The organism is Flavobacterium sp. UMI-01 (assembly GCF_019656315.1).
Taxonomy (GTDB): Bacteria; Bacteroidota; Bacteroidia; order Flavobacteriales; family Flavobacteriaceae; genus Flavobacterium.
Map to the genome: position 1 here is coordinate 22,225 of NZ_BPLU01000069.1, position 26,798 is coordinate 49,022.

Sequence of the window (26,798 nt, forward strand, 5' to 3'; positions counted from 1 at the left end):
ATAATCTTTTCTAAAAAAACTTTAATAATTCAAATTCAATCCAAAACCAATCCCCATATCACTATCATAATGAGTTGTAATTCCTAGGTTTTTACCAACTATATATTTAAAGCCTCCCATATATTCTTTATCAGTATTAACCATAAATACCATTCGTAAACGCTTGGAAACCGGAATATCTTCACGCATTAATTGAAAACGAACATTGCCATCATGAAAAACTTCGGCTTGAGCCACCACCAATAAAGGTAACGTATAATTGACTCCAAGACTCAACTGTAGCCTTTTGTCCTTGGTGCTGGTTTGACCAAATAAATTCTGCTCGATTTCACCATGAGCTAATTTTCGATAACGGGCATCAAAACCAATAAAAGGCATCAACCATTGATTTCTCCCAATATACCTTCCGATATGCGTTTCGGATTCGTAACCGTGATGGTCATTATAGCCTAATCGCCATTCGGTTCCAAAACTCCATCTAGTATTTTGCAACATCATCATACCGTCATTTCCATTCGTAGCAAAATCATTTTCGGCCATGAAATGCAATTGATTGCTCTCGGCTTGTAATTTCTTGTATGCTTTTTCCTTGTTAGGCAACAGTGGATTGGGTGCTGAATTCTCATAACTAAATACTCTGTTCATTCCAGCCATCATGTGATACAAAATATGACAATGAAAAAACCAATCGCCATCAGCATTGGCTGCAAACTCAATAACATCCGTCTCCATTGGCATTATATCCAAAACATTTTTGAGTGGCGCATAATCTCCTTGACCATTCAGGACTCTAAAGTCATGACCGTGCAAGTGCATCGGGTGACGCATCATCGAATTGTTGTACAATGTAATGCGAACATTTTCACCTTTTTTTATCAAGATTTTATCGCTTTCAGATAGAACAACATTATCCATACTCCAAACATATCGATTCATATTTCCCGTCAACTCAAAACGCAATTCTCGAATAGGAGCTTCTTTTGGAAGAGTGGTTTTCGTTGGTGATTTTAGCATCGAATAATTCAAGGTTACGATATCTGAACTTTTCTTTCCCATATCATGTCCTGAATGATCCATTTCACTACTCTTAGCCATTTTATCAGATTTCATATCCATCTTCGAATGATCCATTTTGGAATGATCCATTTTATCTGATTTCATATTCATTTTGAAATGATTCATGGCACCATCCATTTCCATTTTTGGACTTGCTGACAATTCGGGATACATCACTGCATTCATATCCATTTTTTGGAGACTCATATCCATTCCCATATCATCCATGGTGCCGTCCATATTCATCATGTTGTTCATCATCTTCATCCCCTCAAAATAGTTCAATTTCGGCAAAGGTGTTGCTGCTTTTTTAACTCCGTCCCCAATATATATCGAAGCAGATTTAGTTCTATCTTCAGGGGTTGCTAAAAATGCATACGAAGTATTTTTTTCAGGAATAGTAACAACCACATCATAGGTTTCAGAAACACCGATAATCAATCGATCAACTTCAACAGGTTCAACATCGTTTCCGTCATTGGCAACAACAGTCATTTTCCCTCCAGCATAGGTCAACCAGAAATAAGAAGACGCTCCCGCATTTGAAATTCGCAATCGCACTTTATCTCCAGCTTTGAATTGGGACAACTGACTCTCGTTCAATCCATTTATCAAGAACTTATCATAATAAACATCACTCACATCCATAGCCAACATTCGTTTCCATTCGTTAGTCAGTTTTGTTTTAAAATATCCCTGTTTTATTGCTTCCGCATAGCTTTGAGTCGTTCCTTTTTTGATAGCAAACCAATCCGATGCATTGTGCAACATTCGGTGTACATTTTCAGGCTTATAATTTGTCCATTCGCTTAAAACAATAGGAACTTGTGGGATATCATCAATCCCTTTTCTAAAGGTTTCATCTTCATTTTTTTTCTTTAAAATTAACGCCCCATACATTCCTATTTGCTCTTGCAAACCGCTATGACTATGATACCAATGGGTACCGTTTTGAATGATTGGAAAAGTATATTTATGTGTGGTTCCTGGCTTAATAGGCATTTGTGTTAAAAACGGAACGCCATCTTCTTTATTTGGTAAATACAATCCATGCCAGTGCAATGAAGTACTTTCTTTTAATTCGTTATGAACATAAATTTCCGCAATATCTCCTTCTGTAAAAGTCAAAGTAGGCATCGGAATTTGACCATTGACCGCAATCGCTCTTTTTTCTTTTCCTGAAAAATGGACTAAGGTGTCACGCACATACAAATCATACCGAACCACCTTTTGTGCTTGCATGCACGAAATGGACAACAACATAAAAACTATATAATAAGAATATTTCATGATTTTAAATTTTAATATTTCTCAATCGCAATGCATTTGCAATTACCGAAACCGAGCTAAAACTCATGGCTAAAGCGGCAATCATAGGCGATAACAACAAGCCAAAAAACGGGTACAAAACTCCGGCAGCGATAGGCACTCCCAATACATTGTAAAAGAAAGCGAAGAATAAATTTTCCTTAATGTTTTTCATCACGGCATGACTTAGCTGTTTGGCTTTTACAATGCCTTGCAAATCACCTTTGACTAAAGTGATTTTAGCACTTTCAATCGCCACATCAGTTCCAGTGCCCATGGCAATTCCAATATCCGCTTGTGCCAAAGCCGGCGCATCATTGATTCCGTCACCGGCCATGGCTACTATTTCGCCGTGGGATTGTAAACGTTTGATTTCGTCTAATTTGTCTTGTGGCAAACAACCCGCTTTATAGGAACTCAAATGCAGTTCTTGGGCGACTGCTTGGGCAGTGTTTTCATTATCACCTGTCATCATAATCACTTTGACTCCTTGTCGTTTCAATTCTTGAATGGCATTCAAACTGCTTTTCTTAATCGCATCAGTAATCGTAATATAACCAACAGCATGACTATTTATCGCGATATACGAAACCGTTTTTCCTAGTTTTTGTTCGGCAATCACTTCTTGTTCTAGAACTGAAAAATCTTGAATCCCTTCGTGCTCCAATAACTTTTTGTTTCCCAAACTTATTTTCACTTCACCCACAAAACCTATCACTCCTTTTCCTGTAACCGATTCAAATTTTTCTACTTTTGATAAAGCTATGTTTTTCGCTTTCGCAAAAGTGACTACGGCTGTTGCCAAAGGGTGTTCACTGCTCTGATTTACCGAAGCAATTTTGCTTAAAACATCATTTTCATCTCCATTTTTTACCACGATTTTCTCGACAGAAGGTTTTCCTTCCGTGATGGTTCCTGTTTTGTCGGTAATCAAAACGGTGATTTTATTCATGTTTTCTAGCGCTTCGGCATTTTTAATCAAAACACCTGACTGTGCGCCTTTTCCAACACCCACCATAACCGACATAGGAGTTGCTAATCCCAAAGCACAAGGACAAGCAATAATCAAAACGGCAATTGCATTGACAAACGCATAAATCAAAGCGGGTTCTGGTCCCCAATTGGCCCAAACAAAAAAAGTAAGCACTGAAACACCAACAACTATTGGCACAAAATATTTGGCAATACTATCGGCTAATTTTTGGATAGGCGCTCTGGAACGACTGGCATCATTGACCATTTGTACAATTTGAGAAAGCAAGGTTTCAGAACCTACTTTCTCCGCTTCCATCGTAAAGGATTGTGTTCCGTTTATCGTTCCTGCTATCACTTCATCCTCTGGTTTTTTATCCACTGGAATGGGTTCGCCCGAAATCATCGACTCGTCAATGGTGGTGTTTCCTTCGATAATTTTTCCGTCAACTGGAATTTTATCACCTGGTTTCACTCGCAATACATCGCCTTTTTTAATATCATGAATCGAGATTTTTTTGTCTTCTCCATCTTGAACTAAAGTTGCTTCGGTTGGCGCCAATTTCATGAGTTCTTTAATCGCGCCACTAGTTTGGCTGTGCGCTCTGGCTTCAAGCAATTGCCCCAACAATACCAAGGTCAAAATCACCGTGGTCGCCTCAAAATACAAACCTACCTCTCCCGAATGCGTTTTGAACTCCGCTGGAAAGATTTCTGGAAAAAACAGTCCTATGATACTAAACAAAAATGCCACCCCTGACCCAATTCCGATAAGCGTGAACATATTTAAGTTCCAAGTCACCAACGATTTCCAAGCTCGTTTAAAGAACATCCAACAAGCATAAAAAACGACAGGAAGCGACAAACCAAATTGCACCCAATTCCAAGTTCCATAATCCGCTATTTTCAATAAAGGATTATTCGGAATCATATCGGACATGGCGATGATAAAAATAGGCAGCGTAAACAAAACGGCTATTTTCATTTTATGAACCAAATCATCATAGGTTTTTGACTCTTCACTAGTTTCAATCATTGGCACCAAATCCATTCCGCAAATAGAACATGAATCGGGATGGTCTTCAACCACTTCAGGATGCATCGGACAAGTATATTGTGTACGTTGATTTAAGATGGGTTGTTGCACTAAATCCATTCCACAAACGGGACAATCACCCGCAGCATCATATTCTGTATCGCCTTCGCAATGCATCGGGCAATAATATTTACCCGCTGTGTGTTTGGACGGAGGTGCTTCTACAGTCTCTTCTATTTTTAATTTTATATCATTGGGATTAAAAACTTTAATAGAATAACTCCCCACCGCTGCAATCGCTTCTTGAAACTCATCAAGTTGAATGGGTTTTTGCATCGAAATAATCGCCTGTGGCGGATCTAAAGTCACCTCAGCCGTTACACCATCCATAACGTTAAGTGCCTTTTCTACTTTGGCACGACACGAATTACAATGCATTCCGTTTATTGTATAAGTATATTTCATCTTAATTGGTTACATTAAAAAAAGTATATTCAACATTCAAAGAAAATCCATTTGGCGAAAGCCTATCCATCGAACTCAACAACTGTCTTTTGTAACTCAAATCAATTCTCGCCTGACTATTGATAATGAATTGAAGTGAAGGAACAGCGTCTAAATAGGATTTTCCGTTCCCATTCAATGTTTGCCCAACAAACTCAAGCATTAAGTTGATATTCGTTTCTTTAAAATTAGTGTATTTTTTGGGGTACATCAATTTACCAAAAGACAAGGTATAATTGGTAGCATTATCACTTTGCATCACAGGAAAATTATGACGATTTCCATTATTAAATGCTTTTTCAAAACTCACTGAACTACTTATCGCGACTTTACCCAATAATTGCGTTGCCACCAATCCCAATTCATAGCCTGAATTATGACGCATCGTTTCAATTTGTTCTTGCGCAATCTCTGCATTATTGATACTATAACGCCCAAAACCCGCTACTCTAAAATGGCTATGCACATCATCTATCGAAAAAAAACGGTATTTGGCATAAATACTGGCTCCTTCGAATTGGAATGCATCGGTACGATTACTTGTAAAAAAGGAAGTATGAACCATCAAATCTTTATTTACTCCCCACATCAATTCGGACATTAAAAAATAATTACTCCCTGAGTTCAATTCTCTTTTATAAATCGCATTTGACAATCGAACACCTATAGACCCCGTAGGCATATTACTGGCAGGTTCTGTAGCGACAAACAATTCTTGTGCTTCCAGTTTTACAACAACAAAAAGCACCACTAAAACAATTAGTTTTTTCATTATCGTATCGTTTTAATATGATATACATCCATTGCAGGCTCTCCAATCTTCCAACTTGAAACATCCGATTTTAGATTTTTCTTGTACTCTTTGCTTGTAACAAAGCCTTTATCATACAATTTGACTTTTAATTGCGTATCGTTTATTTGAGCCACTTCATCCAGAAATACATACAAGGAATTTCCTTGCACCATTGTTTTCATATCTTTAATTTTTAAGGTATTCGCGGGTAGATACACAATTAACGAACCTATAAAAAAACCTGATTTTTCAACATTCTCTTTTAGATCATTTGGTGTTAACTGATTTCCTTTTTTTGGATAAACGGTAAATGTATTCGTGTTCAAATTGGTTTCTACGTTTTCAATTTCTGGATTTCGTAATAACTGTTTGTAAATCGCATTGGAACACATAGAACAGGTAAGCCCTGTTGCTACAATTTCGGCTTTATTAATTTGGGCAAATGCAGTATTGCAAATTGTCATCAATAAAAGCATTACTAGATTTTTCATGATTGTATTTTTTTAAATTAAAGAAACTACAGCATATTGACTGTATTGTTTCAAAACAATATGCCATAGATTCTGTATCAATAGATTATTTTCTTTAGATGGAACAACAAGCGTTTTTTACTTTGTCATTGGTACAGCAAGAAGATTTCCCCTTATCATTGCTACAACAAGTGTTTTTCCCCTTGTCACTCATACAGCAAGAAGTTTTCAACTTGTCATTCGCACAACAAGAGGCTTGCGATTTTCCATTTGTACAACAAGTTGATTTCTCTTGTTTCACCGCTCTATCGTACTGACAACATTTAGGCAATTGATTATAAGCCGTATTTGATGCTGGAAATTTGTCGCTATCATAACCCGCATTTGCAATTCGCTTTAGGATTTCATCTTGATTGGTTTTTGTAGCATCATAGTTAAGTGTTGCCATTTTAGTATCGACATTCCAGTTCACGGTTGCTACACCTTTTAGATTAGCGGCTTTTTCGATGGTTTTTTTACACATACCACAGTTTCCGTAAATTTTTACGGTTTCGGTTTTAGCATTTTTTATTTGTGCACTGGCAAAAGTTACAGATAGCAATAAGAACATAGCCATCATATTATTTATAAATGATTTCATTTTGTTATTTTTTTAATTGTTATAATAGGTCGTAGCATTTTCGAGTATAAGACAACGCAAATACCGAATACATTATAGACCGAGAAAAAAATTGATATTTAAAGTCGTACTGACTTAATTATTGAATAAAGACATTTGCATCCGTAGAAAATTACCGCAGATTCACAGATTTATTTAACCAATGAATAATGTTTCTGGATAAATTAATTTGCGCTAATTCCGCCTTAAGCGACTTATACAGTCAATTTTAAAAAAAATTGCGCATTAGCGGTAAAAACTTTTGTAAATGTCTTTATAACTTGACACAATTAGGGCTGTCAAGTCATCATTTTAGCCTATTTTAGGAATAAGCCAGATATCAGTATAGCCATCAGAAGTAAGCGATACTGAAGTGTAGAATTTTTGTTTTTCAGATGAAAAATTAAAACTGTTGATAGTCGTTTCAAAAGCTGTATTCAATAAAAAACTCAAACTAACAGAACTAGTCGAACAGATAGAGTGTCCACATTTTCCGTCACAGGATTTTTGCTTTTCATTTTTAGAACACGATTTTGTTCCGCAACAACTTTTCTTTGAATCTGATTTAGAAGTCATTTCCATTGAACAACTTCCCTTTGAGTCATTGGATTTCCCACAAGCCAAAACCGCATTAGGCATCAAAAAGACGCCTAACAACAGGATAATATAGATGTGGATTTTTTTCATTGAAAACCAAAGTTTGAAACAAAATTAACAAAAACATTTCGTTTCAAAGGTAAATTTATGTTAAAACCTATTTTAGTTTTTCCCCAAGATAGCAAAGGTAATAGACTGTGACAGAGATAAAATAATACTAAATAACAGCGCCACTAAGAATCCATCAACCACAAAACCACCTACAATTGCTGAACACAGTAAAATCATTACCGCATTAATCACAAGCAAAAACAAACCTAGGGTTACAATAGTTATAGGTAGGGTAAAAATCAATATCAACGGTTTTATAAAAGCATTTAACAAACTCAAAACAAAGGCCACAATTAATGCCGTTGTAAAACCTGCTACATGCACTCCTTTCATCACATGCGACAAAATAACTACCAATACGGCAGTGATAAGCATTCTAATAAGTAATTTCATAATCTTTAATTTTCAATAGCAAATATAAAGTTTTTCCAACTGCTTTATGACTTCAAAAAAGCAGTCGTTAATTCATAAAACAATTTTGGGTTTTCGGCATGAAGCCAATGTCCCGCATTGGGAATTGTTTCTAATTTCATTAATGGAAAATGAAGGGCAATATTTTCGATATCCGAATCCAAAATATAGTTTGAATTTCCTCCACGAATAAACAATGTAGGTTTATCAAATTGAGCGTCATCAGCTAATGCCACCCCAATTTCGCTAATTTTCTCATTAAAAACAGCCAAATTAAAACGGAACGCCAATTGCCCTGGTTCTTTCCAATACAAACTTTTCATCAAAAATTGTCGTGTACCAAAATCGGTGATGAAATCCCCAATGATTTCTTCAACTTCGTTACGGCTTGGTTTTTTTGAAAAATCAACAGCATTTAATCCCGCCAAAATGGTTTGGTGGTGTTGTGGATAAAATTTAGGCCCGATATCGGCAATAATTAATTTATCTACTAATTCAGGATAAGTGGCAGCAAAAAGCATAGCCGTTTTTCCTCCCATTGAATGACCGATGATGTCCACCTGACTCAGTTTGTTTGCTTGGCAATAATCGTAAATATCTTGCGCCATGAATTCATAACTAAAATCATCCGAATGAAAACTTCGTCCGTGGTTACGCATATCAAGCAGGTGCACTTGATAGCCATCAGCGGCAAATTGAGTACCTAGACTTTTCCAGTTATCCGACATCCCTAGAAATCCGTGTAGGATTAAAAGCGGCTTTCCTTCTCCTTCTATTTTTGAATGAAGCATAATTAAATTTTACAATAATAAATGCAAAGATAATAAAAACAAGTCCCGTACTAATCCGAAAATTCAAGTGAAAAATCACTAAAAGTAGGTATTGTTTTTTAGATTTAGATACAATTATTTTGTAATAAATATTTTATTCTTTTTAAAAATTTTTAAATCAAAACAAATGTTAAAAAAAACCATTCTAATCTCGTCAATAATCTCATTATTGACTGTATCATGCTCTACTAGTGATGATGGAAGTTCTTCAGAATTAAGTTTAAGCGAACAAATTGAAAAACTAGTTCAACAGCCCTACTCAAAACTGACTCCTTCAGAACAAAAAGTCAAATTAGAAGCTGAAGCAAATGCGATGTTAACTGATATGGACAAATCAAAAACTTCAAGCGCTATTGAAGCGATGCAAAATTTAGGAAATTTATTAGACATCAGTTCTATAGATATTTTTAATGGCAAAAACGACAATAAAATCGAAGACATTATTAATGTGTCAGGAGTTTACGGGGTGTACACTTGGAACAATACTACTCAAAAATGGACTAAAACAAGTTCTTCATCTGAGTTGAAATTTATTTTTCCAGCTAAAAAAGGAGGGACATCAAACAATGCTACTTTAACTTCAAATAGCACTTCGTCAAACATTAAAGTAAATATCATTGACACTTACGGCAACTGGAACTACAACACTAACTCCTACTCAAACGACATTAAAGACCAAGTGTTTTTACCATTATCTGTAAACTCTACCTTATCAATTGACAATAAAGAAGTAGCTAAAATTGAAAGCACTGCTAAATATGACAACAAAGAAGTTCCTACTGAAACTAGTTTAAAAATAAACTTGAATGATGGATACGCTTATGAAATGAGTAGCGCAAAAGGAAGTACTAACAGTGCTAAACTAGGTTTTTCATACAATGGAAAAAGCTTAATTAGTTTTACCGCTGGAAGCACAGCTCAAATTGACAAAATACTTGATGACAGTTCTGTAGCATCTTACCATGGTAAAGCAAATGCAATCATCCAAATAATGGATAATTTCATTATTCTTGAAGACATAAATATTGAAGGTACAACTAACGCTCAAAACGCATTAGACAAATCTGTTGTTTATCCTAATTACAACTCAAACACCTACCACAACGATCTAAACAAGTACTACAAAGCACAAGCTGAAGGAGAAGTGGCAATAACCAACAACAACACCAAATCAATTTTAGTATCAAAAAAAGACGGAACTAAAATTGCTGATTTAGTCCAAAGAGCTGAAAAAGGAGATAGTTATTATGAGTACTACACAAAATGGAATTCGACATATCGATATTGGGAATACAATGCTAGCAATCCTATTTTAATTCAACACTATGACACCGTTACATATTTACGCTTTAACGACAATACTGAGGTTGAAATTAGTGCGTATTTCTCATCTGGATTTGACGATTTAAATACTAGATTTGAAAATTTCTGGAAATCTTTTGAGAGAAAATAAAAATAAATTTATTTAGATTAGGAAGTGAAACAATGAAAATTGTTTCACTTTTTTGTTTGAATCGAAAGGACACTTTGACCGTATCCTGCCCAAATTCCTATTCCTCCTTTTATATTACTAGCCAAACTTGTATTCGATGGAAAAATAGGATTCCTCCCGTTTACAATTTCGTTTTGCCAATCATTCCAAAAATCATAAGAAGTTTTATTCATTGTCCTTAACTTGACATAAATTAAATCTCCATCAGTAAAATAGGGCTTAAATTTTGTTTTCGGAAACACTAAAACTCCACGATTGACTTGCATAGATACTACGGTAGAATTAAAAGTATCATCATTCAGATTACCATAAAATGCAGGAACAAAAATGGGTTCTTCGCCATCAATTCTAGTCGCAATTTGGTAATAATTTTTCTCAAGTACAGGATCGCTAAACTCAATAAAAACATAACCCGTAGTATCCGTTGCTACATTCTTAACATAAGTTGCTTTTTTCAACTCAACCGAACGGGGTATTACAGTCTCAGAAGTAACCACTCTATTTAAAAACTCTATTTTCAAGGTGTATGTCTTACCTGCCTGACCTAGCAAATCGCTTCCGTAATATATAAAAGGAGGAATTCTATCATTGTCTCTTTTTAATCGTAATACTTCTTGATTTTGACCATCAGAGACCGTTATCTTAGCCGATCTAATGGCATGACTTAAAATAGTCAAAGAGTCAACAGCACTGCTCACAGGAATACTGCTTGATAAAATTACTTCTGCATACTCACCTTCTTCAATCCAACCCTCCACCACTATTTTTGAATCTAGAGCTGTAGCCGTATCAAATCCTGTTTGATCACATGAAAACAGCAAAACAACGGATAAAAACAAAATTACTTTTTTCATTGTCTAAAATTTAAATCTCCAACTTATTGATGGTAAAATAGAATACAATTGTTTCCTTTCTGGCTTCACTTCAATTTTTTGTTTCTCTTTATCAATAGCAACATTCAATACAACATAAATAGGATTTTGAACATTAAAGGCATTAAAAACCGAAAAATTAAGCGTACTTTCTTTCTTTGAATTTTTTAAAAAAAAATAATTAACCGAAAAATCCGTACGGACATAAGTAGGCAACTGTGCATTATTATACGCTCCATACTCTTTAACTGGATTGTTATTAATAAAATACCAAGAGGTAGGAATGGTAAAACGATTTCCTGAACTCATCATTTGAGTGACGCCAAAATCCCATTTAGAATTCAAGGCATAGGTTGCTACGATAGCCAAATTATGCCTGCGATCATATTTAGCAAAGTAAGTTTCTCCATTATTTATTTCGTCAAATTTTCGAGTTGACCAACTCAGGGTATAGCTAATCCAACCTTTAAATTTACCTATCTCTTTTTGAAACATCCATTCCAAACCATAGGCTTGCCCGCTGCCCGTTTTAATATCTTCCTTAAAACTAGAAATTTCATTAAACTGTGTTATCCCAAAAGGATATTCTAATAAATTATTCATAGTCCTATAGTAGATACTAGAATTAATGATGTATTTAGAAAAAACGCGATACTTCCCACCCATTGAAAACTCATTAGAGCTTTGATCAGGAATGCCCTCAGCACTAGATACCCAAAAATCAGTAGGAATACCTACACTTGAGGTAGTTATTAAATTCAAATATTGATGCTGTTTAGTATAGGAAACATAAATTGATTTATCTGCATCTGGAACATAATTAATCTGAAGGCGAGGTTCAAAATGAAAATATTTTGCTTTCTTGTCATTTGAAAGATAATAATTAAGTCTCAAACCGATTTCAGCAAATAAAGACTTTGAAAACCGAGGCTTTGCACTTGTGAACAAAGATGCATTTTGCGACTTACTAACCTTACTTTTATTAACATCAGTATCCAAACTTAAATTAAAAACCTCAATTTTTTGAGGCTGTACGGTGTACGTTGCATATTGAAACCCTGACTCAAAAGGAATGTTTGCAATTGCATATTGAAAGGAATTCAAAAACCCAAAATCTTGTATAGTTGAACCCCCTTTTATTTGAGCTGTAGCTTGATTTAAAGATAAATCATTACCGTATCTACTCAAATAAACGGTGTTTTTCATTTTAACCGAAGAGGAAAATTTGTACTTCCAAGAAGAGGAAACAGAAAGATTATCCCAATATAGTTTAGCATTCAAAGATAAATCGTCATCTTTGATGCTTAATTTATCCCCACTCCAAAAAGCATCAAAAACGAACTGACTTTTAACATTTGGATTTGCTATCAAAGTATAATTAAGGTCTGAAAAGCTATAAGTTAAATCTTTAACATCACTATTATCTGCATTTTTTTTAGAATCAAACAATGGGGTAATAATTTCATCAATATAAGTTTTTCTGCCTGAGACATAAAACCCTACCTTTTTGCTCAAAGGTACCGCCAGTGTTAACTGTGAAGCCAAGATACCTGCAACACCACTGACTGAAAGTCCCTCAGGAATTTTTTCATTGGTTTCTATCCTAACGGCCGAACTCAATCTACCACCATTTTCAGGATTAGAATTGGTTTTATCAAATTGAACTTTTTGAATATGATTTGCATTAAAAAACGGGAAAACACCTAGCAAATGAGCTGTTCCATAAACAGGTGTATTGGAGTACAAGGTCAAATTATGTCCTGGATCACTACCTCTAACATAAAAATATCCGTTAGCATCACCTGAATTTTGCACTCCCGGTGTCAATTGCAAAAACTTCAACACATCTGTAGTCCCCATAATTGAAGGAACTGATTTCAAGCCTTTTGGCTTAAAGACAATAGTATTGGGATTAGAATCCAAGAACACTCGTTTTGTATCCGTAGCGATAATTACCTCATTAAGTTCCTCTGATTTTGAAGTTAAATAAAAATTTAAAACGGTGTTTTTAACGATGTCACGAACAAGATTTTGAGTTCTATATTCATTATGAGAAATTGAAATTTGGTACGCATCAAATGACAGAGAAATGCTATAAAATCCTAATGAATCAGTTACAGCAATTGAATAATTGCCGTTGTGTTCAAAATGCAAACTTCCATTACTCAATGGTTGGTTATTTTGATCATAAAGAAAACCACTAACTATAGCGTTCGATTGCGAGTAGGTGTGCAAGTGGACAAAAAAGATAAAATAAAAAAGCAGCTTTGTTTTCAAGAGAGATAATTTGAAAACCACAAAAATAACTGATTATTACTACAGTTTTATAATTTCTTAAATCTATTTGCGTACTTATACCATTTAGTCTTAGAATTTCCTGTAAAGAAAATTAAGATTTTTTTCTTTTATTGAAAAAGAAAATTCTAGCATAGCATCGCTACGGTATAATTTTATTTTGAAAAGAAAAGAGAAAAAGAAAATTTTATTGCGGTAAATTCTATGGCTAAATGGTATTATTATTCCTCAACAAAAAAACGTTCCTCATTGGCAGGGTTGCGCGTTAGGGATAGAGATGGTATCCTTTATGGCTCCGATTTTTTCGGAGTCATAAAGATATAGCCGAAAGCCCGACCCGCATTTTTCTTGCGGGTCCCGCCCAAATTATTTTACTTCAATTTTCTTAAATACATATTGACCACATTATCAAGTCCTAAATACAAGGCTTCGGCAATTAAGGCATGACCAATAGAAACTTCCAATAAGCCTGGAATATTTTGTTTAAAAAACTGAATGTTATCCAAACTCAAATCGTGTCCCGCATTGATTCCTAATCCCAATTCATTAGCTAAAACTGCTGCCTGTACATAAGGTTCAATACCTTTTTCGTTTCCTAAAGCGTATTGGTGTGCAAAAGCTTCGGTATATAATTCGATGCGGTCAGTTCCTGTTTTTTTAGCCCCTTCAATCATTTCCAAAACAGGATCAACAAAGATTGAAGTGCGAATCCCATGGCTTTGAAATTCTTGAATCATTTCAGTCAAATACGCTTGGTTTTTTACCGTATCCCATCCTGCTGAAGAGGTAATAGCTCCGATGGCATCAGGTACTAATGTAACCTGCTCAGGTTTGCATTCCAATACCAAATCTACAAAATTATGCTGTGGATTTCCTTCAATATTAAACTCTGTATGCACAATTGAACGCAAATCACGCGCATCTTGATACCGAATATGACGCTCATCAGGACGAGGATGAATGGTGATTCCTTGCCCCCCAAATTTTTGAATATCAATCGCCACTTTTAATAAATCAGGTACATTTCCCCCACGTGCGTTGCGTAAAGTTGCAATTTTATTAATATTTACACTTAACTTTGTCATTGAAATACGTTTTGTTTATCTTATCATACATTTTAACCGCGACAAAAATACGAAGTAATACGGATTTTGTTTTGAAAAAAGGACACTTTTGGTTTTAAATAAAAGAACTATTCCTTATTTGTACGCGAAATAATAAACATAATTGAGATAAAAGAGAACGCTTTTTGGCTTTTTTTGATTAATTTGCATAAAAATTGAGTATCTATTTACGATGGAAATTACAGACTACATCACAAACGACTTCAAAGCCATTGACTGTCACGAAACTATCGAGACGGTTAAAGATTTTTTTGCGGATTTACATTTTTCACATTTCCCCATTGTGGAAGATGGTATCTATATTGGTAGTATTGCCTCTGACGATATCGAAACCTTTGAAAACAATAAAAAAGTTAGTGATTATAAATATACCCTTGAAACTTTTTTCACCCGAACAAACGCTATTTGGCTCGAAGTATTAGAAATATTTGCTAAAAACCATAGCAATCTAATTCCTGTTTTGGACGAAGACAACAATTATGTAGGCTATTATGAAATTGAGGAAATCATGACTTTTTTCAATCAAACCCCTTTTTTAAAAGAACCAGGGAGAGTGATTAAGATTAAAAAAGGCGTTCTGGATTACTCTATGAGCCAAATAACTCAAATTGTAGAAAGCAATAACGGAAAATTGTTGGGTTTATTTATTTCTGAAGCAGATGTGAGTACGGTAGAAATCACCTTAAAAATTAGCCTTGGTGCTATCAATGAAATTGTACAATCATTTAGAAGGTACAATTACGAAATCACCTCTGAACATCATGAGGACACTTATATTAACAACCTAAAAGAACGTTCTGATTATTTAGACAAATACCTAAATATATAATATCGTTTCACCCTCTTAAAAGCCAACTCAAACTAAAACAAACGATTTAAGAACTAATGAAAATAGCCATTTACGGTCAATATTATCAGAACAGCACAGAACCTATTATTAAAGATATCTTAAGCTTTTTTTCTAGCAATAATATAGAAATGGTTTTTGAATCTCAGTATTTTGACATGCTTCTCGAAAAAAATATCGTCACTAAAGACTACCACACTTTTTCGTCCTACAGTGAAATTGATTCCAGTTTCTATATGCTAGTGAGCATTGGTGGGGATGGAACTATCTTGAGAGCAGCGACCTACATTAGAAATTCGGGAGTTCCTATTTTAGGGATTAATGCCGGTCGATTGGGATTTTTGGCCACGGTACAACAAGAAAATATTGCCGATTTTTTACAAATGGTGGTTGAAAAAAAACACAGCCTTTCCAAAAGGACACTTTTAAGTTTGTCCTGTACTCCAGCAAACGAAAGTTTGGAAGACATCAATTTTGCGATGAACGAAGTGTCTGTTAGCCGAAAGGATACCACTTCGATGATTACCATTGACACTTATTTGAATGGAGAATATTTGAATTCGTATTGGGCTGACGGCCTTATTATCTCTACCCCTACTGGCTCAACTGGTTATAATTTAAGTTGTGGAGGGCCTATCTTGACTCCTGATGTAAACAGTCTTGTCATTACTCCAATTTCTCCTCACAACCTTAATGCACGCCCCTTAGTGATTCCTGATGAAACAGAAATCCGACTAAAGGTATCTGGTAGAGAAGAAAATTATTTGGTTTCCCTAGACTCCCGAATAACCTCAGTAGGAAACGAATCCATTTTGACCATCAAAAAAACCCCTTTTCAAATCAATATGATTGAAATCCCAGAAGAGACTTTCTTAAAAACCCTTCGTTCCAAATTGCTTTGGGGAGAAGACAAAAGAAACTAATCCTTTCATTTTTTTTAACTACTATACGATTTTCAATAGTTTTCCGTTTTTATTTTGTTCTTATTTAAGACAAAAAACCAATTAAAAACACCTAAAAAGCAAATGAAAAACACAATTATCATATTCAACCACAATAAGAAATGATAATTGTTATATTTGCATGCTATTTTTAACTAATGATGACCAAAAAGATTAGCCTACTCATATCCTTTTTAGTAAGTACTGCCATGTATTCGCAGATTCATGAAGTGGGTGTTTTTCTGGGAGGAAGCAATTACATAGGAGACGTAGGCCCAACAACTTATATAGCTCCAAATGAACTTGCTTTAGGCTTGCTTTACAGATGGAATAAAAGCCCAAGACACAGTTACAGGATAAGTTACACACTGTCAAACCTATCCGCTAACGACCTTGATTCTGATGAAGGCAGTAGAAACCTAAGAGGATATCATTTTGAAAATAACATAAAAGAAGTATCTTTAGGCCTTGAATTCAATTTTTTTGATTTCAATCTCCATCAAATAGGAAACAAAACAACACCTTATGTGTATAGTGGAATAAGTTATACTCGTTACAGTAGTTTGTTTTTTAGCGGAGGTCAAGAAAGAACAGATTCAAGACGTGGAACGATTGCTATTCCTATGACAGTAGGAATCAAATCGAAATTAAACAGAAACTTCATTATAGGAATAGAAGTTGGCGCGAGATATACTATGGCAGATGATATTGATGGGAGCAATCCTAAAAATCAGAACCTAAGTCAGCTCCGTTTTGGAAATATAAATAATAATGATTGGTTTGTTTTCTCAGGCATTACATTAACCTATACCTTTGGAGAAAAACCGTGCTATTGTGCAGAATAAAAAATGAGTTTACGAGACAATATAGATAAAAACAGACTTCCTGAACACATTGCCATCATTATGGATGGCAACGGACGTTGGGCTAAAAAACAAGGACTTTTAAGAGCATTAGGTCATGAAAGAGGAAGTGAATCTGTAAAAGAAATCATCCGCACCTGCATTGAATTAGGCATACAAAACCTAACCTTGTATGCATTTTCAACCGAAAATTGGAATCGACCAAAGCTAGAAGTAGATACCTTAATGAAGATTTTAGTAAAACAATTAAGGAAAGAATTAGCAACTTTGGAAGACAAAAAAATAAGACTAAACACCATTGGCAGCTTTGACAAACTCCCTAGTTCTGTACAATCAGAATTAAATGCTGTCAAAGAAAAAACCAAAGACCACACCAAAATGACGCTTACACTAGCGCTGAGTTATGGTGCAAGAGAAGAAATTGTCAATGCAGTTAAAAACATTAGCGATAAAGTTAAAAATAGCATAATTTCAATTGACGCTATTGACGATTCAGTTATAAATGAGCATCTTTACACGCACAATTTACCTGATGTTGATTTATTAATTCGTACCAGTGGTGAACATAGAATAAGTAATTTCTTGTTGTGGCAAATCGCCTATTCAGAATTATATTTTACCGATATTTTATGGCCTGACTTTAAAGAAGAAGATTTATATGAGGCTATCATTAGTTATCAAAAAAGAGAACGCAGATTTGGAAAAACAAGTGAACAAATTAAATAATTTTTTAGTGTTGAATAAAAATATAAAAGCAGTATTAACCTTTTTAATTTTGATAAGTTTTTCACAAATCAAAGCGCAAAAAAGAGCCGATTTTGATAATGGAGAAAAATACATCATTGCCAAAGTTTCACTTACAAATAAAATAAGTTTTAACGACCAAACTGTAGTAACATTTGCAGGGCTCGAAAAAGGACAAACTATTACTGTTCCTGGAGAAGAGATAAGTAGCGCCATCAAAAAGCTAGGAAAACTAGGCCTTTTTGATGAAATTGCATTTTATGTCAACAAAATCGAAGGTGACAGCATTTACCTTGACCTGGACATTAAAGAATTACCTAAACTAAATCAAGTAAAATTTACTGGAATTAAAAACAGTAAAGTGGAGGGATTAATCAAAGATAATGGTCTCACACAAGGAAAAGTGGTAAACGAAAACTTAATTACCACCACCAAAAATTACATTGAAAACAAATATAAAAAGGACGGTTTTTTCAACACCAAAGTTTCCATTAATACTGTCCAAGATACCGCAGCAACCAACCAAGTAAATATGGTGGTAGCTATTGATAAAGGAGAAAAAATTAAAATCCAAGAAATTGATTTCATAGGCAACACCAAATTGTCTGATAAAACCTTGCGTGGCGCAATGAAAGATACAAAACAAAAAAATCCATTACGTATTTTCAAAGCATCTAAATTCATTAAATCAAAATACAAAGAAGATTTAGACAAGGTAATTGCATCTTATAAAGAAAAAGGATATCGTGACGCCCGAATTGTTTCGGATACAGTAATTTACAACAAAGAAAAAAATGCCTTAGCCATTAAAGTCAATGTTGAAGAAGGAAACAAATACTATTTTGGTAACATCAAATTCTTAGGAAACACAGTATATCCTGATCACTTTTTAAGCCGTATCGTAGGGGTTAAAAAAGGAGAAACGTACAACGGTGTACTGCTTGAGAAAAGAATTGCGGACAAGACAAAACCTGACGGAGAAGACATAACCAACTTGTATCAAAATAACGGATATTTATTCTCAACTATTAATGCTGTAGAAGTTAGAACTGCCAATGACAGTATCGATTTTGAAATTAGAATAACCGAAGGACCTCTAGCCTATTTCAACAAAATTACAGTTGTAGGAAACGATAAAACCAATGACCGTGTAATTTACAGAGAACTTAGAACCAAGCCAGGAGAAAAATACAGTAAAGAATTATTAGTAAGAACCATCCGTGAGATTGGCCAATTAGGATTCTTTGATCCTGAAGCCATCGACCCAAAGTTCAAAAACGTAGATGCAGCTGCTGGTACCGTAGATATTGAATACAACTTAGTTGAAAAAGGATCTAGCCAAATCGAACTCCAAGGAGGGTACGGAGGTGGTGGATTCATCGGAACATTAGGACTATCATTCAATAACTTTTCTGCTCGAAATTTAGGCAACAAAGAAGCCTACAAACCTTTACCCATGGGTGATGGACAAAAAGTTTCATTGCGATTACAGGCCAGTACTTATTTCCAAACTTATAGTTTATCTTTTTCTGAACCTTGGTTTGGACAAAAAAAACCAGTACAATTTAGTACCTCTTTATCGTACAGCAAACAATTTTTAACCAATTTCCTTTCAGCATCAGGTGTGGACAAGAGTAAAAGCTTCAACATCTTAACATTATCTGTTGGTTTGGCCAAGCGTTTAACAGTACCAGATGATTTTTTTGTACTATCTCAAAGTTTGAGTTACCAACATTATGACTTAAATAATTACAACACAGGATTATTTACTTTTGGAGACGGAACTTCTAGAAACGTAGCTTATACTATTGGAATTTCTCGTAACAACAAAGGAGTAAATCCTATATTCCCAACCTACGGTTCTGAATTTAGCCTTACAGGAAAATTCTCACTACCTTATTCATTACTTAACGGAATTGATTATGGTAGTTTAGGAGATAAGAAAGAAAATAAATACATTTACACAGGTACAGCATACGAAGGTACAAATGGTGAAATTGTTCAACCTGGTGATTATGTAGAAGAAATTCCTTCAACAACTAATCCAACACCAAACAAGGTTACAGATTACACAAAAGCGGCTGCTGACCCTGCCAAAGTGGATCAAAAGAAATTTAATTGGCTAGAATATTACAAAATTAAGTTCAAAGCGGATTGGTACACTAAAATTTATGGTAAATTAGTACTACGAACGTTATCAGAATTTGGCTTCTTAGGAGCTTATAATCAAGACCGAGGTGTTATTCCTTTTGAACGTTTTTATGTAGGAGGTGATGGATTAGCCAATTATTCTATGGACGGTAGAGAAACCATACAATTAAGAGGATATCAAAACAACTCATTGACCCCTATCATTGACGACACAAACGACAGCAGATTCGGACAACAAATTGGTGGTACTATTTACAACAAGTTCTCAATGGAATTGCGTTATCCAATTACGTTGAAAGCGGCAGCGTCTATTTACGCATTAGGTTTCTTGGAAGCAGGAAATTCATTTTCAAGTTTCAACACCTATAATCCATTTGATTTGAAACGTTCAGCAGGTTTAGGTTTGCGTATTTTCATGCCAGCGTTTGGATTATTAGGGATTGATTTTGGTCATGGATTTGACGCTGCGACAGGTCAAACCACAAAGAGTGGATGGCAAACCCATTTTATTATTGGGCAACAATTTTAATAAACTTATCATTTCTAATATTTAGGCTATGAGAAATTATTTTTTAGTTTTAGTTTTAGCAATAACCGTTACGATTCACTCCCAAACTAGAGGAACCAAAATCGGTTTTATTGACATGGAATACATTTTACAAAATGTGCCTAATTATACAGAAGCTAATACGCAACTAGAGCAAAAAGCCCAAAAATGGAAACAAGAAATTGAAATTAAAAAAAACGAAGTAAACAAACTCAAAGAATCGCTTAAAGCCGAAAAAGCATTACTTACAAAAAACTTAATTGAAGAAAGAGAAACTGAAATAAAATTTCTAGAAAATGAGGTTCTGGATTTACAGCAACTACGTTTTGGTCCCAACGGAAACCTTACTACGCAAAAAAATGATTTAATCAAGCCTATCCAAGACCAAGTTTTTACCGCCATTCAAGACATTGCAGAACAACAAAAATATGATTTCATTTTTGACAAAACATCTGATTTCACAATGATTTTTGCAGCAAAAAGATACGACATCAGTGATTTAGTATTGCGAATCATAAACCGCTCTAATAAGCGAGAACAATTGACTAAAAAACAACTTCAAGCGGAAATAGAAAAAGAGAAAAAAGAAGACGCTGTTGATGTCAATCCAAATCTTGCGGACAGACAACGAGCTTTGGAAGCCAAAAAAGCAGAAAGAGAAAAAATATTAGAAGAACGAAAACTAGCTGCTGAACAAAAGAAACAAGAAGCCGAAGACAGAAAAGCTCGATTAATGGAAGAAAGAGAAGCTCAAAAAGCAGGAACTTCTTCCGTAACTACTGCAAAACCTAACAATACAGACAAAAAAGACACTGCAGCCGAAATAGAAGCTAAAAAACAAGAACAAGCCGCAGCACGAGCTAAAATCTTAGAAGAACGCCAACAAGCTGTAGAAAACAGAAAAAAAGAAGCCGAAGCAAAAAGAGCACAATTATTAGAAGAAAGAGAAGCCAAAAAAACTGGCACGATTTCTGCCCTTACAAAAACAGAAGAGAAAAAAACGACCGCTACTGCTACAAAATCTGTAGTGCCTGCTAAAGAAGCAACCGCTAAAGAAGTTACAAAACAAGATACAATTGACCCTAAAACAAAAGCTTTAGAAGAAAGAAAAAAAATAATTGAAGAACGTAAACGAGAACTGGAAGAAAAAAGACTAAAAGCGCTACAAGTACGAGATTCTATTAAAAAAGCGAGAGAAATTCAATTAAAAAATAACTAATATAATTACTTAATATTTAAATCCGATGAAACAAATCAAAACTTTATTAATTGCTGCAATAGTATTTTTAGGAGCAAATCAAACCATCAACGCACAAGCAAAAACTGCTCATGTTGATGTAAGCGAAATCATGTCGAAGATGCCAGCAATGCTTGACGCACAAAAACAACTTGAAAAACTAAGCGGAACGTATGATGCAGACTATAAAAAAATGGTTGAAGAATATCAATCAAAATTAAAAAAATACGAAGCTGAATCGGCAACTGTAACAGAAGCAGTAAACGAAGATCGTTCTAAAGAAGTTCAAGACATGCAAAAAAGAATTGTTGACTTTAGAGATAATGCTCAAAAAGAATTACAACAAAAAGAATCTGATATTGTAAAACCATTAATGGAAAAAGTAAGAGCTTCTATCCAAAAAATTGGAAAAGCTAAAGGTTACCAATATGTATTAGATGGTTCTGCTTTATTATTAGCTGATGGCCCAAACATTACAGCTGATGTAAAAAAAGATCTAGGTTTCTAATAAAAACCAAAAAAACACTTAAAGCGTTCTATTTCATGAGTTGAAATAGAACGCTTTTTTTTACTAACAATTTAGGAAAATTAATTCAGAGCGATTAACTTTGTTTTGATGAACAATAACAAACCTATAGGCATATTCGATTCTGGAATTGGAGGGACTTCAATATGGAAGGCTATTCATCATTTGTTACCCCAAGAAAAAACCATCTATTTAGCCGATAGTAAAAATGCACCATACGGACAAAAATCCAAGGAGGAAATCATCGCTTTATGCATGAAAAACACCGATTTATTACTCCAAATGGATTGCAAATTAATCGTTGTTGCCTGCAATACTGCAACGACCAATGCCATTAAGGAATTAAGAGCAAACTATGCTGTCCCATTCATTGGTATTGAGCCAGCTATAAAGCCAGCTGCTTTAAATTCCAAAACACAAAAAATTGGGATTCTCGCAACACAAGGTACGCTCATTAGCGAACTATTCAATAAAACTGCCGAAAAGTTCCAGACCACTAAAATTCTAGAACAGGTAGGTCACGGCTTAGTTCAATTAATCGAAAAAGGACAAATCAATTCCCCTGAAATGACTGCATTATTGGAATCCTATTTACGCCCAATGATTGAAGCAGATATTGATTATTTGGTTTTAGGATGTAGTCATTACCCCTACCTCATCCCACAAATTAAAAAAATTCTACCTGACCATATCCACATTATTGATTCAGGAGAAGCCGTTGCGAGACAAACACAAAACCTTTTAAAAAACGGAGTTGGATTTACAGATTTAACCAACAACAAACCTGTATTTTATACGAACACTAATCCAACCGTTTTAAAAGAAATTTTAGAAGGTGATTATGAAGTTGAAGTTATTGAAAAAGATTTTTAAGCATAATAAACGCATCATACTTCCTTAAACCAACTGGAATACAATACATAATTATTTGCTATGCGTTCTATCTCACCAGCAAATTCAGATTCACTTATATCTTTCACTTTTTTGGCTGGGACACCTGCCCAAATGGAACCAGCAGTCACCACGGTATTTTGAGTTATTACCGCACCTGCTGCAATTATTGAATGACTTTCGACTACACAATTGTCCATCACAATGGCCCCCATACCAATGAGTACATTATCCTTAATCGTACAACCATGTACAATGGCATTGTGTCCTATTGAAACGTTATTCCCAATAATGGTAGGGTGTTTTTGATACGTACAATGAATTACAGCACCATCTTGAATATTGACTTTATTACCAATCTTAATAAAATTGACATCTCCACGTACTACGGCATTAAACCAAACACTACAGGAATCACCAAAACTAACATCACCTACAATTGTAGCATTCTCAGCTACATAACAATCTGATGGGATTTGCGGCGCTATTCCATTGACAGTTTTAATCAACATACTAAAAAATGATTTTTAATTAATTGCAGGACATTTACATTCGTATTTTGCTCTTTTACAAAATAAGTTTAGCCCTAAGGTAATTTGGTGATACCCTCCATTATCAAACTTTACAGCTCCTGACAAATGCGAATAGGTGTAGGCAAACATAAAATTATTATAATTCACACCCACTATTGGAGTAATGTATTGAAGATGCTGAGTCGATACAGAGCTTCCATTTGAATATTGAGCGCCATCGATACTACGACGATAAGACAATCCCCCCCATAAAGTCCCAAAATCCATCGCTTTATAAGCTTTAATATTCAAATCAAAAGACCTTTCCTGAGTGCGGCTAACGGATTGAAATAATACGGAAGGCTCCCATAAAATGCCACTTTCATTTCCAAAAATATACCCTACACTCAAAAGGTATTTTCTCAAATTATCGCTTTCAAATTCAGAATAAATATCTCTTCTGGTTTCCATGAGGTTTTTCACTGTGGCATGAGCATAAAAATCTAAATAATTATAAGATACTCCTACGTCAAAATTAGGATAGGAGTCCTTTTGAACAATCGTTCCATTTACCAAAGGATCAAAATTACCAGATTGTCTAAACTGTGTTTCATCCAACTGACTTTGAATCAACCCTGCACTAATACCAAATGACAGTTGGTTTAAATCAACTTCATCTCTTGAAAACATCAAATGATAGGCATATCCTAATTTGATTCCTTTTTGAGAATGATAACCATTTTTATCACTAAACAATATTACTCCAGCGCCTGCTTTTTCACTTATTCTCCCATTAAAGCTCAATGTACTCAACTGAGGTGCATCATCCTGACCAAACCATTGTTTTCTCGAAGTCAATCGCACCTTTGCACAATTTGCAGCACCTGCCATAGAGGGATGAATCAAATAATAATTATCCGATAAATAATCCGAATACACCGCAATACCTTCCTGAGCAAAAGAGAAAGTTGAAACAAGTGCACAAACCAGCAGGAGTCTAAATTTTACAAACATTGGAATGGTTTAAAATAATCATTTAAAAATACGCATAATAGACACAATAACCACAAACATTTAAAATAAAGTTAATTTATCCATTAATATATCAAATATAGTTAATCATAGAAAATAACTTTAGTAAATTTGTAAAAATTTAAATAATCATGACAAAAGTTCTTATCAAAGAAACACAAAAACCTACTATATTAAAATTTGAATTTGAAGATTTCATCACAAAAAATGAAAGCTTTGAATTTAAAAATATTGATGAAGCAAAAGCATCCCCTCTTGCGCAACAATTGTTTTACCTTCCTTTTGTTAAAACTGTTTACATCTCAGGTAATTTTATTGCCATTGAAAAATTCAGTATTGTAGAATGGGATGATGTAAAAGAAGCCGTTGCAGAACAAATCGAAACCTTTATTTCAAATGGCGGAACGATTATCAATATCGACGAAAACAAAACAAAAAAACAACCAGTTACAGTATATGGTGAAACTACACCAAACCCTGCAGCATTAAAATTTGTGGTAAGCAAAATGCTAACCAAAAATGCCGTTGAATTCAAAAATATTGACCAAACGGCTGCTTCACCACTTGCCCAAGAATTATTCAAATTCCCTTACGTAAAAGAAGTTTTTATTGATGAAAATTATGTTTCGGTCACTAAATATGAATTGAACAGTTGGGATGAAATCACTCTCGAATTAAGAACGTTTATCAAACAATACATTGAGAATGGTGGGACCGTTCTAGACGAAAATTTTATTCCAAATAGTCTAAAAGACGAAGCAACTAAGGACGCTAATTTTGATTCACTTGACGAAACTTCTCAAAAAATCATCAACATTCTTGAAGAATATGTACGACCTGCAGTAGCAGCTGATGGTGGAAATATTGCTTTTGATTCATTTGACGAAGCCACAAGAACAGTTAAAGTTATTTTGCAGGGCGCTTGTAATGGATGTCCTTCTTCAACATTTACCTTAAAAAGTGGTATCGAAAACATGTTGAAAAGCATGCTAAACGACGAAAAAATAAATGTTGAAGCAGTTTAAGTTTTACAAACAAAACTATAAAAAACGGATAACCCAAGTAACAAATATAAAACAGAAACAATTAGTACTTTTGTATCCCAAACCCAAAACCTTCTCTTGTAGAGGGTTTTTTATTATTTTTTATTATGAATTTAGATCCAAAATACATCACGCAATACGGCAATAATTTAATCCAAGAAATTCTAGCCTACTCCCCAAGAGTCATCTCGGCTTTCTTAATTCTATTCATCGGACTTTACGCTATAAGAGTCATCAATCGTTTGGTTCGAAAAATAATGCTGAAAAGAAAATTTGAAGTAACGCTAACCCAATTTTTAGGAGACATTTTACTTTGGGGATTGCGCATTTTGTTGTTTGTTACCTTTATTTCTAAATTAGGCATTGAGACCTCTTCTTTTGTTGCCATATTAGGAGCTATGGGCCTTGCAGTAGGCTTATCTTTACAAGGGTCGTTATCCAATTTTGCAGGCGGAATGTTGATTATTCTTTTCAAACCTTTCAAAGATGGTGACTTGATAGAAGCCCAAGGAATGGTTGCTACAGTGAGTGAAATCCAAATTTTTGTAACCAAATTGATTACCGCTAATAACCAAGTCGTTTTTATACCGAATGGCATTTTATCCAACGGGATTATTACTAATTATTCTATGCTAGGAAATCGAAGAGCAGATCTCACTTTTTCAATATCTTATGATTCTGACATCAAACGCGCCAAGGAAATTATTATAGAATTACTAAACGACAACCCCAAAGTACTCCAAAACCCTAAACCAGAAGTTTTTGTCAGAAATCTAACAGATAGCGCTATTGAACTAGCTGTAAGACCGTGGGCCACTAATGAAAACTTTGGAAGTGTATTTACCGAAGTGTTAGAAAATTGCAAAACCGCTTTTGACAAAGCAGGAATTGTAATTCAACCTTATGTCAAAGAAAAATCAGCTGATAAAGATTAG

General features: G+C 34.6%; 23 protein-coding genes and 1 pseudogene. 11 read left to right on the plus strand and 13 right to left on the minus strand.

The genetic code is table 11. The features are described 5' to 3' along the window. Positions 1-21: 21 nt before the first annotated feature. From K5R64_RS15860 to K5R64_RS15895, 8 genes and pseudogenes are all read right to left on the minus strand, one after another. Complete coding sequence (locus K5R64_RS15860; RefSeq protein WP_220764839.1) at positions 22-2,346, minus strand: multicopper oxidase domain-containing protein; 2,325 nt, start codon at positions 2,344-2,346, stop codon at positions 22-24. 4 nt (positions 2,347-2,350) lie between these two features. Further along, a complete protein-coding gene (locus K5R64_RS15865) occupies positions 2,351-4,837 on the minus strand; it encodes a heavy metal translocating P-type ATPase (RefSeq protein WP_220764840.1) in 2,487 nt (828 codons plus the stop codon). 1 nt (position 4,838) lies between these two features. Further along, complete coding sequence (locus K5R64_RS15870; RefSeq protein WP_220764841.1) at positions 4,839-5,648, minus strand: hypothetical protein; 810 nt, start codon at positions 5,646-5,648, stop codon at positions 4,839-4,841. Continuing rightward, entirely contained in the window at positions 5,648-6,160 is a 513-nt protein-coding gene (locus K5R64_RS15875) for a heavy-metal-associated domain-containing protein (RefSeq protein WP_220764843.1), read from the minus strand. Before K5R64_RS15875 ends, K5R64_RS15870 begins: the two co-directional genes overlap by 1 nt. 268 nt (positions 6,161-6,428) lie before the next feature. Beyond that, positions 6,429-6,779: pseudogene (locus tag K5R64_RS17275) on the minus strand (heavy-metal-associated domain-containing protein); the annotation flags it as partial. Between the two features lie 330 nt (positions 6,780-7,109). Next, on the minus strand, positions 7,110-7,484 hold the full coding sequence (locus K5R64_RS15885) for a hypothetical protein (protein ID WP_220764847.1): 375 nt from the start codon (positions 7,482-7,484) through the stop codon (positions 7,110-7,112). Positions 7,485-7,556: 72 nt separating this feature from the next. Continuing rightward, positions 7,557-7,898, minus strand: a complete 342-nt coding sequence (locus K5R64_RS15890) for a phage holin family protein (protein WP_220764849.1) — start codon at positions 7,896-7,898, stop codon at positions 7,557-7,559. Positions 7,899-7,942: 44 nt separating this feature from the next. After that, positions 7,943-8,707, minus strand: a complete 765-nt coding sequence (locus K5R64_RS15895) for an alpha/beta fold hydrolase (RefSeq protein ID WP_220764852.1) — start codon at positions 8,705-8,707, stop codon at positions 7,943-7,945. Positions 8,708-8,873: 166 nt separating this feature from the next. Here K5R64_RS15895 and K5R64_RS15900 point away from each other — a divergent pair, with 166 nt between their 5' ends. Next, positions 8,874-10,199, plus strand: coding sequence for a hypothetical protein (locus tag K5R64_RS15900; protein ID WP_220764854.1), 1,326 nt, complete (start codon positions 8,874-8,876; stop codon positions 10,197-10,199). A gap of 44 nt (positions 10,200-10,243) precedes the next feature. Here K5R64_RS15900 and K5R64_RS15905 read toward each other — a convergent pair whose 3' ends face one another. The 3 genes from K5R64_RS15905 to K5R64_RS15915 all read right to left on the minus strand — a co-directional run bounded on the left by K5R64_RS15905 (position 10,244) and on the right by K5R64_RS15915 (position 14,490). Next, complete coding sequence (locus K5R64_RS15905) at positions 10,244-11,092, minus strand: DUF4249 domain-containing protein (RefSeq protein WP_220764856.1); 849 nt, start codon at positions 11,090-11,092, stop codon at positions 10,244-10,246. 3 nt (positions 11,093-11,095) lie between these two features. Then, on the minus strand, positions 11,096-13,279 hold the full coding sequence (locus K5R64_RS15910) for a TonB-dependent siderophore receptor (RefSeq protein WP_255580407.1): 2,184 nt from the start codon (positions 13,277-13,279) through the stop codon (positions 11,096-11,098). A gap of 497 nt (positions 13,280-13,776) precedes the next feature. Continuing rightward, entirely contained in the window at positions 13,777-14,490 is a 714-nt protein-coding gene (locus tag K5R64_RS15915; protein WP_220764857.1) for a pyridoxine 5'-phosphate synthase, read from the minus strand. Positions 14,491-14,701: 211 nt separating this feature from the next. Between K5R64_RS15915 and K5R64_RS15920 the strand changes: the two genes are divergently transcribed. From K5R64_RS15920 to murI, 8 genes are all read left to right on the plus strand, one after another. Next, positions 14,702-15,358, plus strand: coding sequence for a CBS domain-containing protein (locus K5R64_RS15920; protein ID WP_220764858.1), 657 nt, complete (start codon positions 14,702-14,704; stop codon positions 15,356-15,358). Between the two features lie 56 nt (positions 15,359-15,414). Continuing rightward, on the plus strand, positions 15,415-16,299 hold the full coding sequence (locus tag K5R64_RS15925) for an NAD kinase (protein ID WP_220764859.1): 885 nt from the start codon (positions 15,415-15,417) through the stop codon (positions 16,297-16,299). Between the two features lie 179 nt (positions 16,300-16,478). Continuing rightward, entirely contained in the window at positions 16,479-17,162 is a 684-nt protein-coding gene (locus K5R64_RS15930; RefSeq protein ID WP_220764947.1) for a DUF6089 family protein, read from the plus strand. A 3-nt stretch (positions 17,163-17,165) separates the two neighbouring features. Continuing rightward, complete coding sequence (locus tag K5R64_RS15935; protein ID WP_220764860.1) at positions 17,166-17,906, plus strand: isoprenyl transferase; 741 nt, start codon at positions 17,166-17,168, stop codon at positions 17,904-17,906. Further along, positions 17,839-20,604 (plus strand): outer membrane protein assembly factor, encoded by a 2,766-nt coding sequence (locus K5R64_RS15940; RefSeq protein WP_220764861.1) that lies wholly within the window; start codon positions 17,839-17,841, stop codon positions 20,602-20,604. The genes K5R64_RS15935 and K5R64_RS15940 overlap by 68 nt, the downstream gene beginning before the upstream one ends. A 28-nt stretch (positions 20,605-20,632) precedes the next feature. Next, positions 20,633-21,841: an OmpH family outer membrane protein gene (locus K5R64_RS15945; protein WP_220764862.1), complete on the plus strand. Its 1,209-nt coding sequence runs from the start codon at positions 20,633-20,635 to the stop codon at positions 21,839-21,841. A gap of 25 nt (positions 21,842-21,866) precedes the next feature. Further along, the gene (locus K5R64_RS15950) at positions 21,867-22,367 is read left to right on the plus strand and encodes an OmpH family outer membrane protein (RefSeq protein WP_220764863.1); all 501 of its coding nucleotides are present in this window, start codon (positions 21,867-21,869) and stop codon (positions 22,365-22,367) included. Positions 22,368-22,475: 108 nt separating this feature from the next. Continuing rightward, positions 22,476-23,258, plus strand: a complete 783-nt coding sequence (gene murI, locus K5R64_RS15955) for a glutamate racemase (RefSeq protein ID WP_220764864.1) — start codon at positions 22,476-22,478, stop codon at positions 23,256-23,258. A 14-nt stretch (positions 23,259-23,272) separates the two neighbouring features. Here the strand turns inward: murI and K5R64_RS15960 are convergent, their stop codons facing one another. After that, positions 23,273-23,788, minus strand: a complete 516-nt coding sequence (locus tag K5R64_RS15960; protein WP_220764865.1) for a gamma carbonic anhydrase family protein — start codon at positions 23,786-23,788, stop codon at positions 23,273-23,275. A 15-nt stretch (positions 23,789-23,803) separates the two neighbouring features. Beyond that, positions 23,804-24,802, minus strand: a complete 999-nt coding sequence (locus K5R64_RS15965) for a type IX secretion system membrane protein PorP/SprF (protein WP_220764866.1) — start codon at positions 24,800-24,802, stop codon at positions 23,804-23,806. A gap of 149 nt (positions 24,803-24,951) precedes the next feature. Between K5R64_RS15965 and K5R64_RS15970 the strand changes: the two genes are divergently transcribed. Both K5R64_RS15970 and K5R64_RS15975 read left to right on the plus strand, forming a co-directional pair. Next, positions 24,952-25,845, plus strand: coding sequence for a NifU family protein (locus K5R64_RS15970; protein ID WP_220764867.1), 894 nt, complete (start codon positions 24,952-24,954; stop codon positions 25,843-25,845). 125 nt (positions 25,846-25,970) lie between these two features. Beyond that, on the plus strand, positions 25,971-26,798 hold the full coding sequence (locus K5R64_RS15975; protein WP_220764868.1) for a mechanosensitive ion channel family protein: 828 nt from the start codon (positions 25,971-25,973) through the stop codon (positions 26,796-26,798).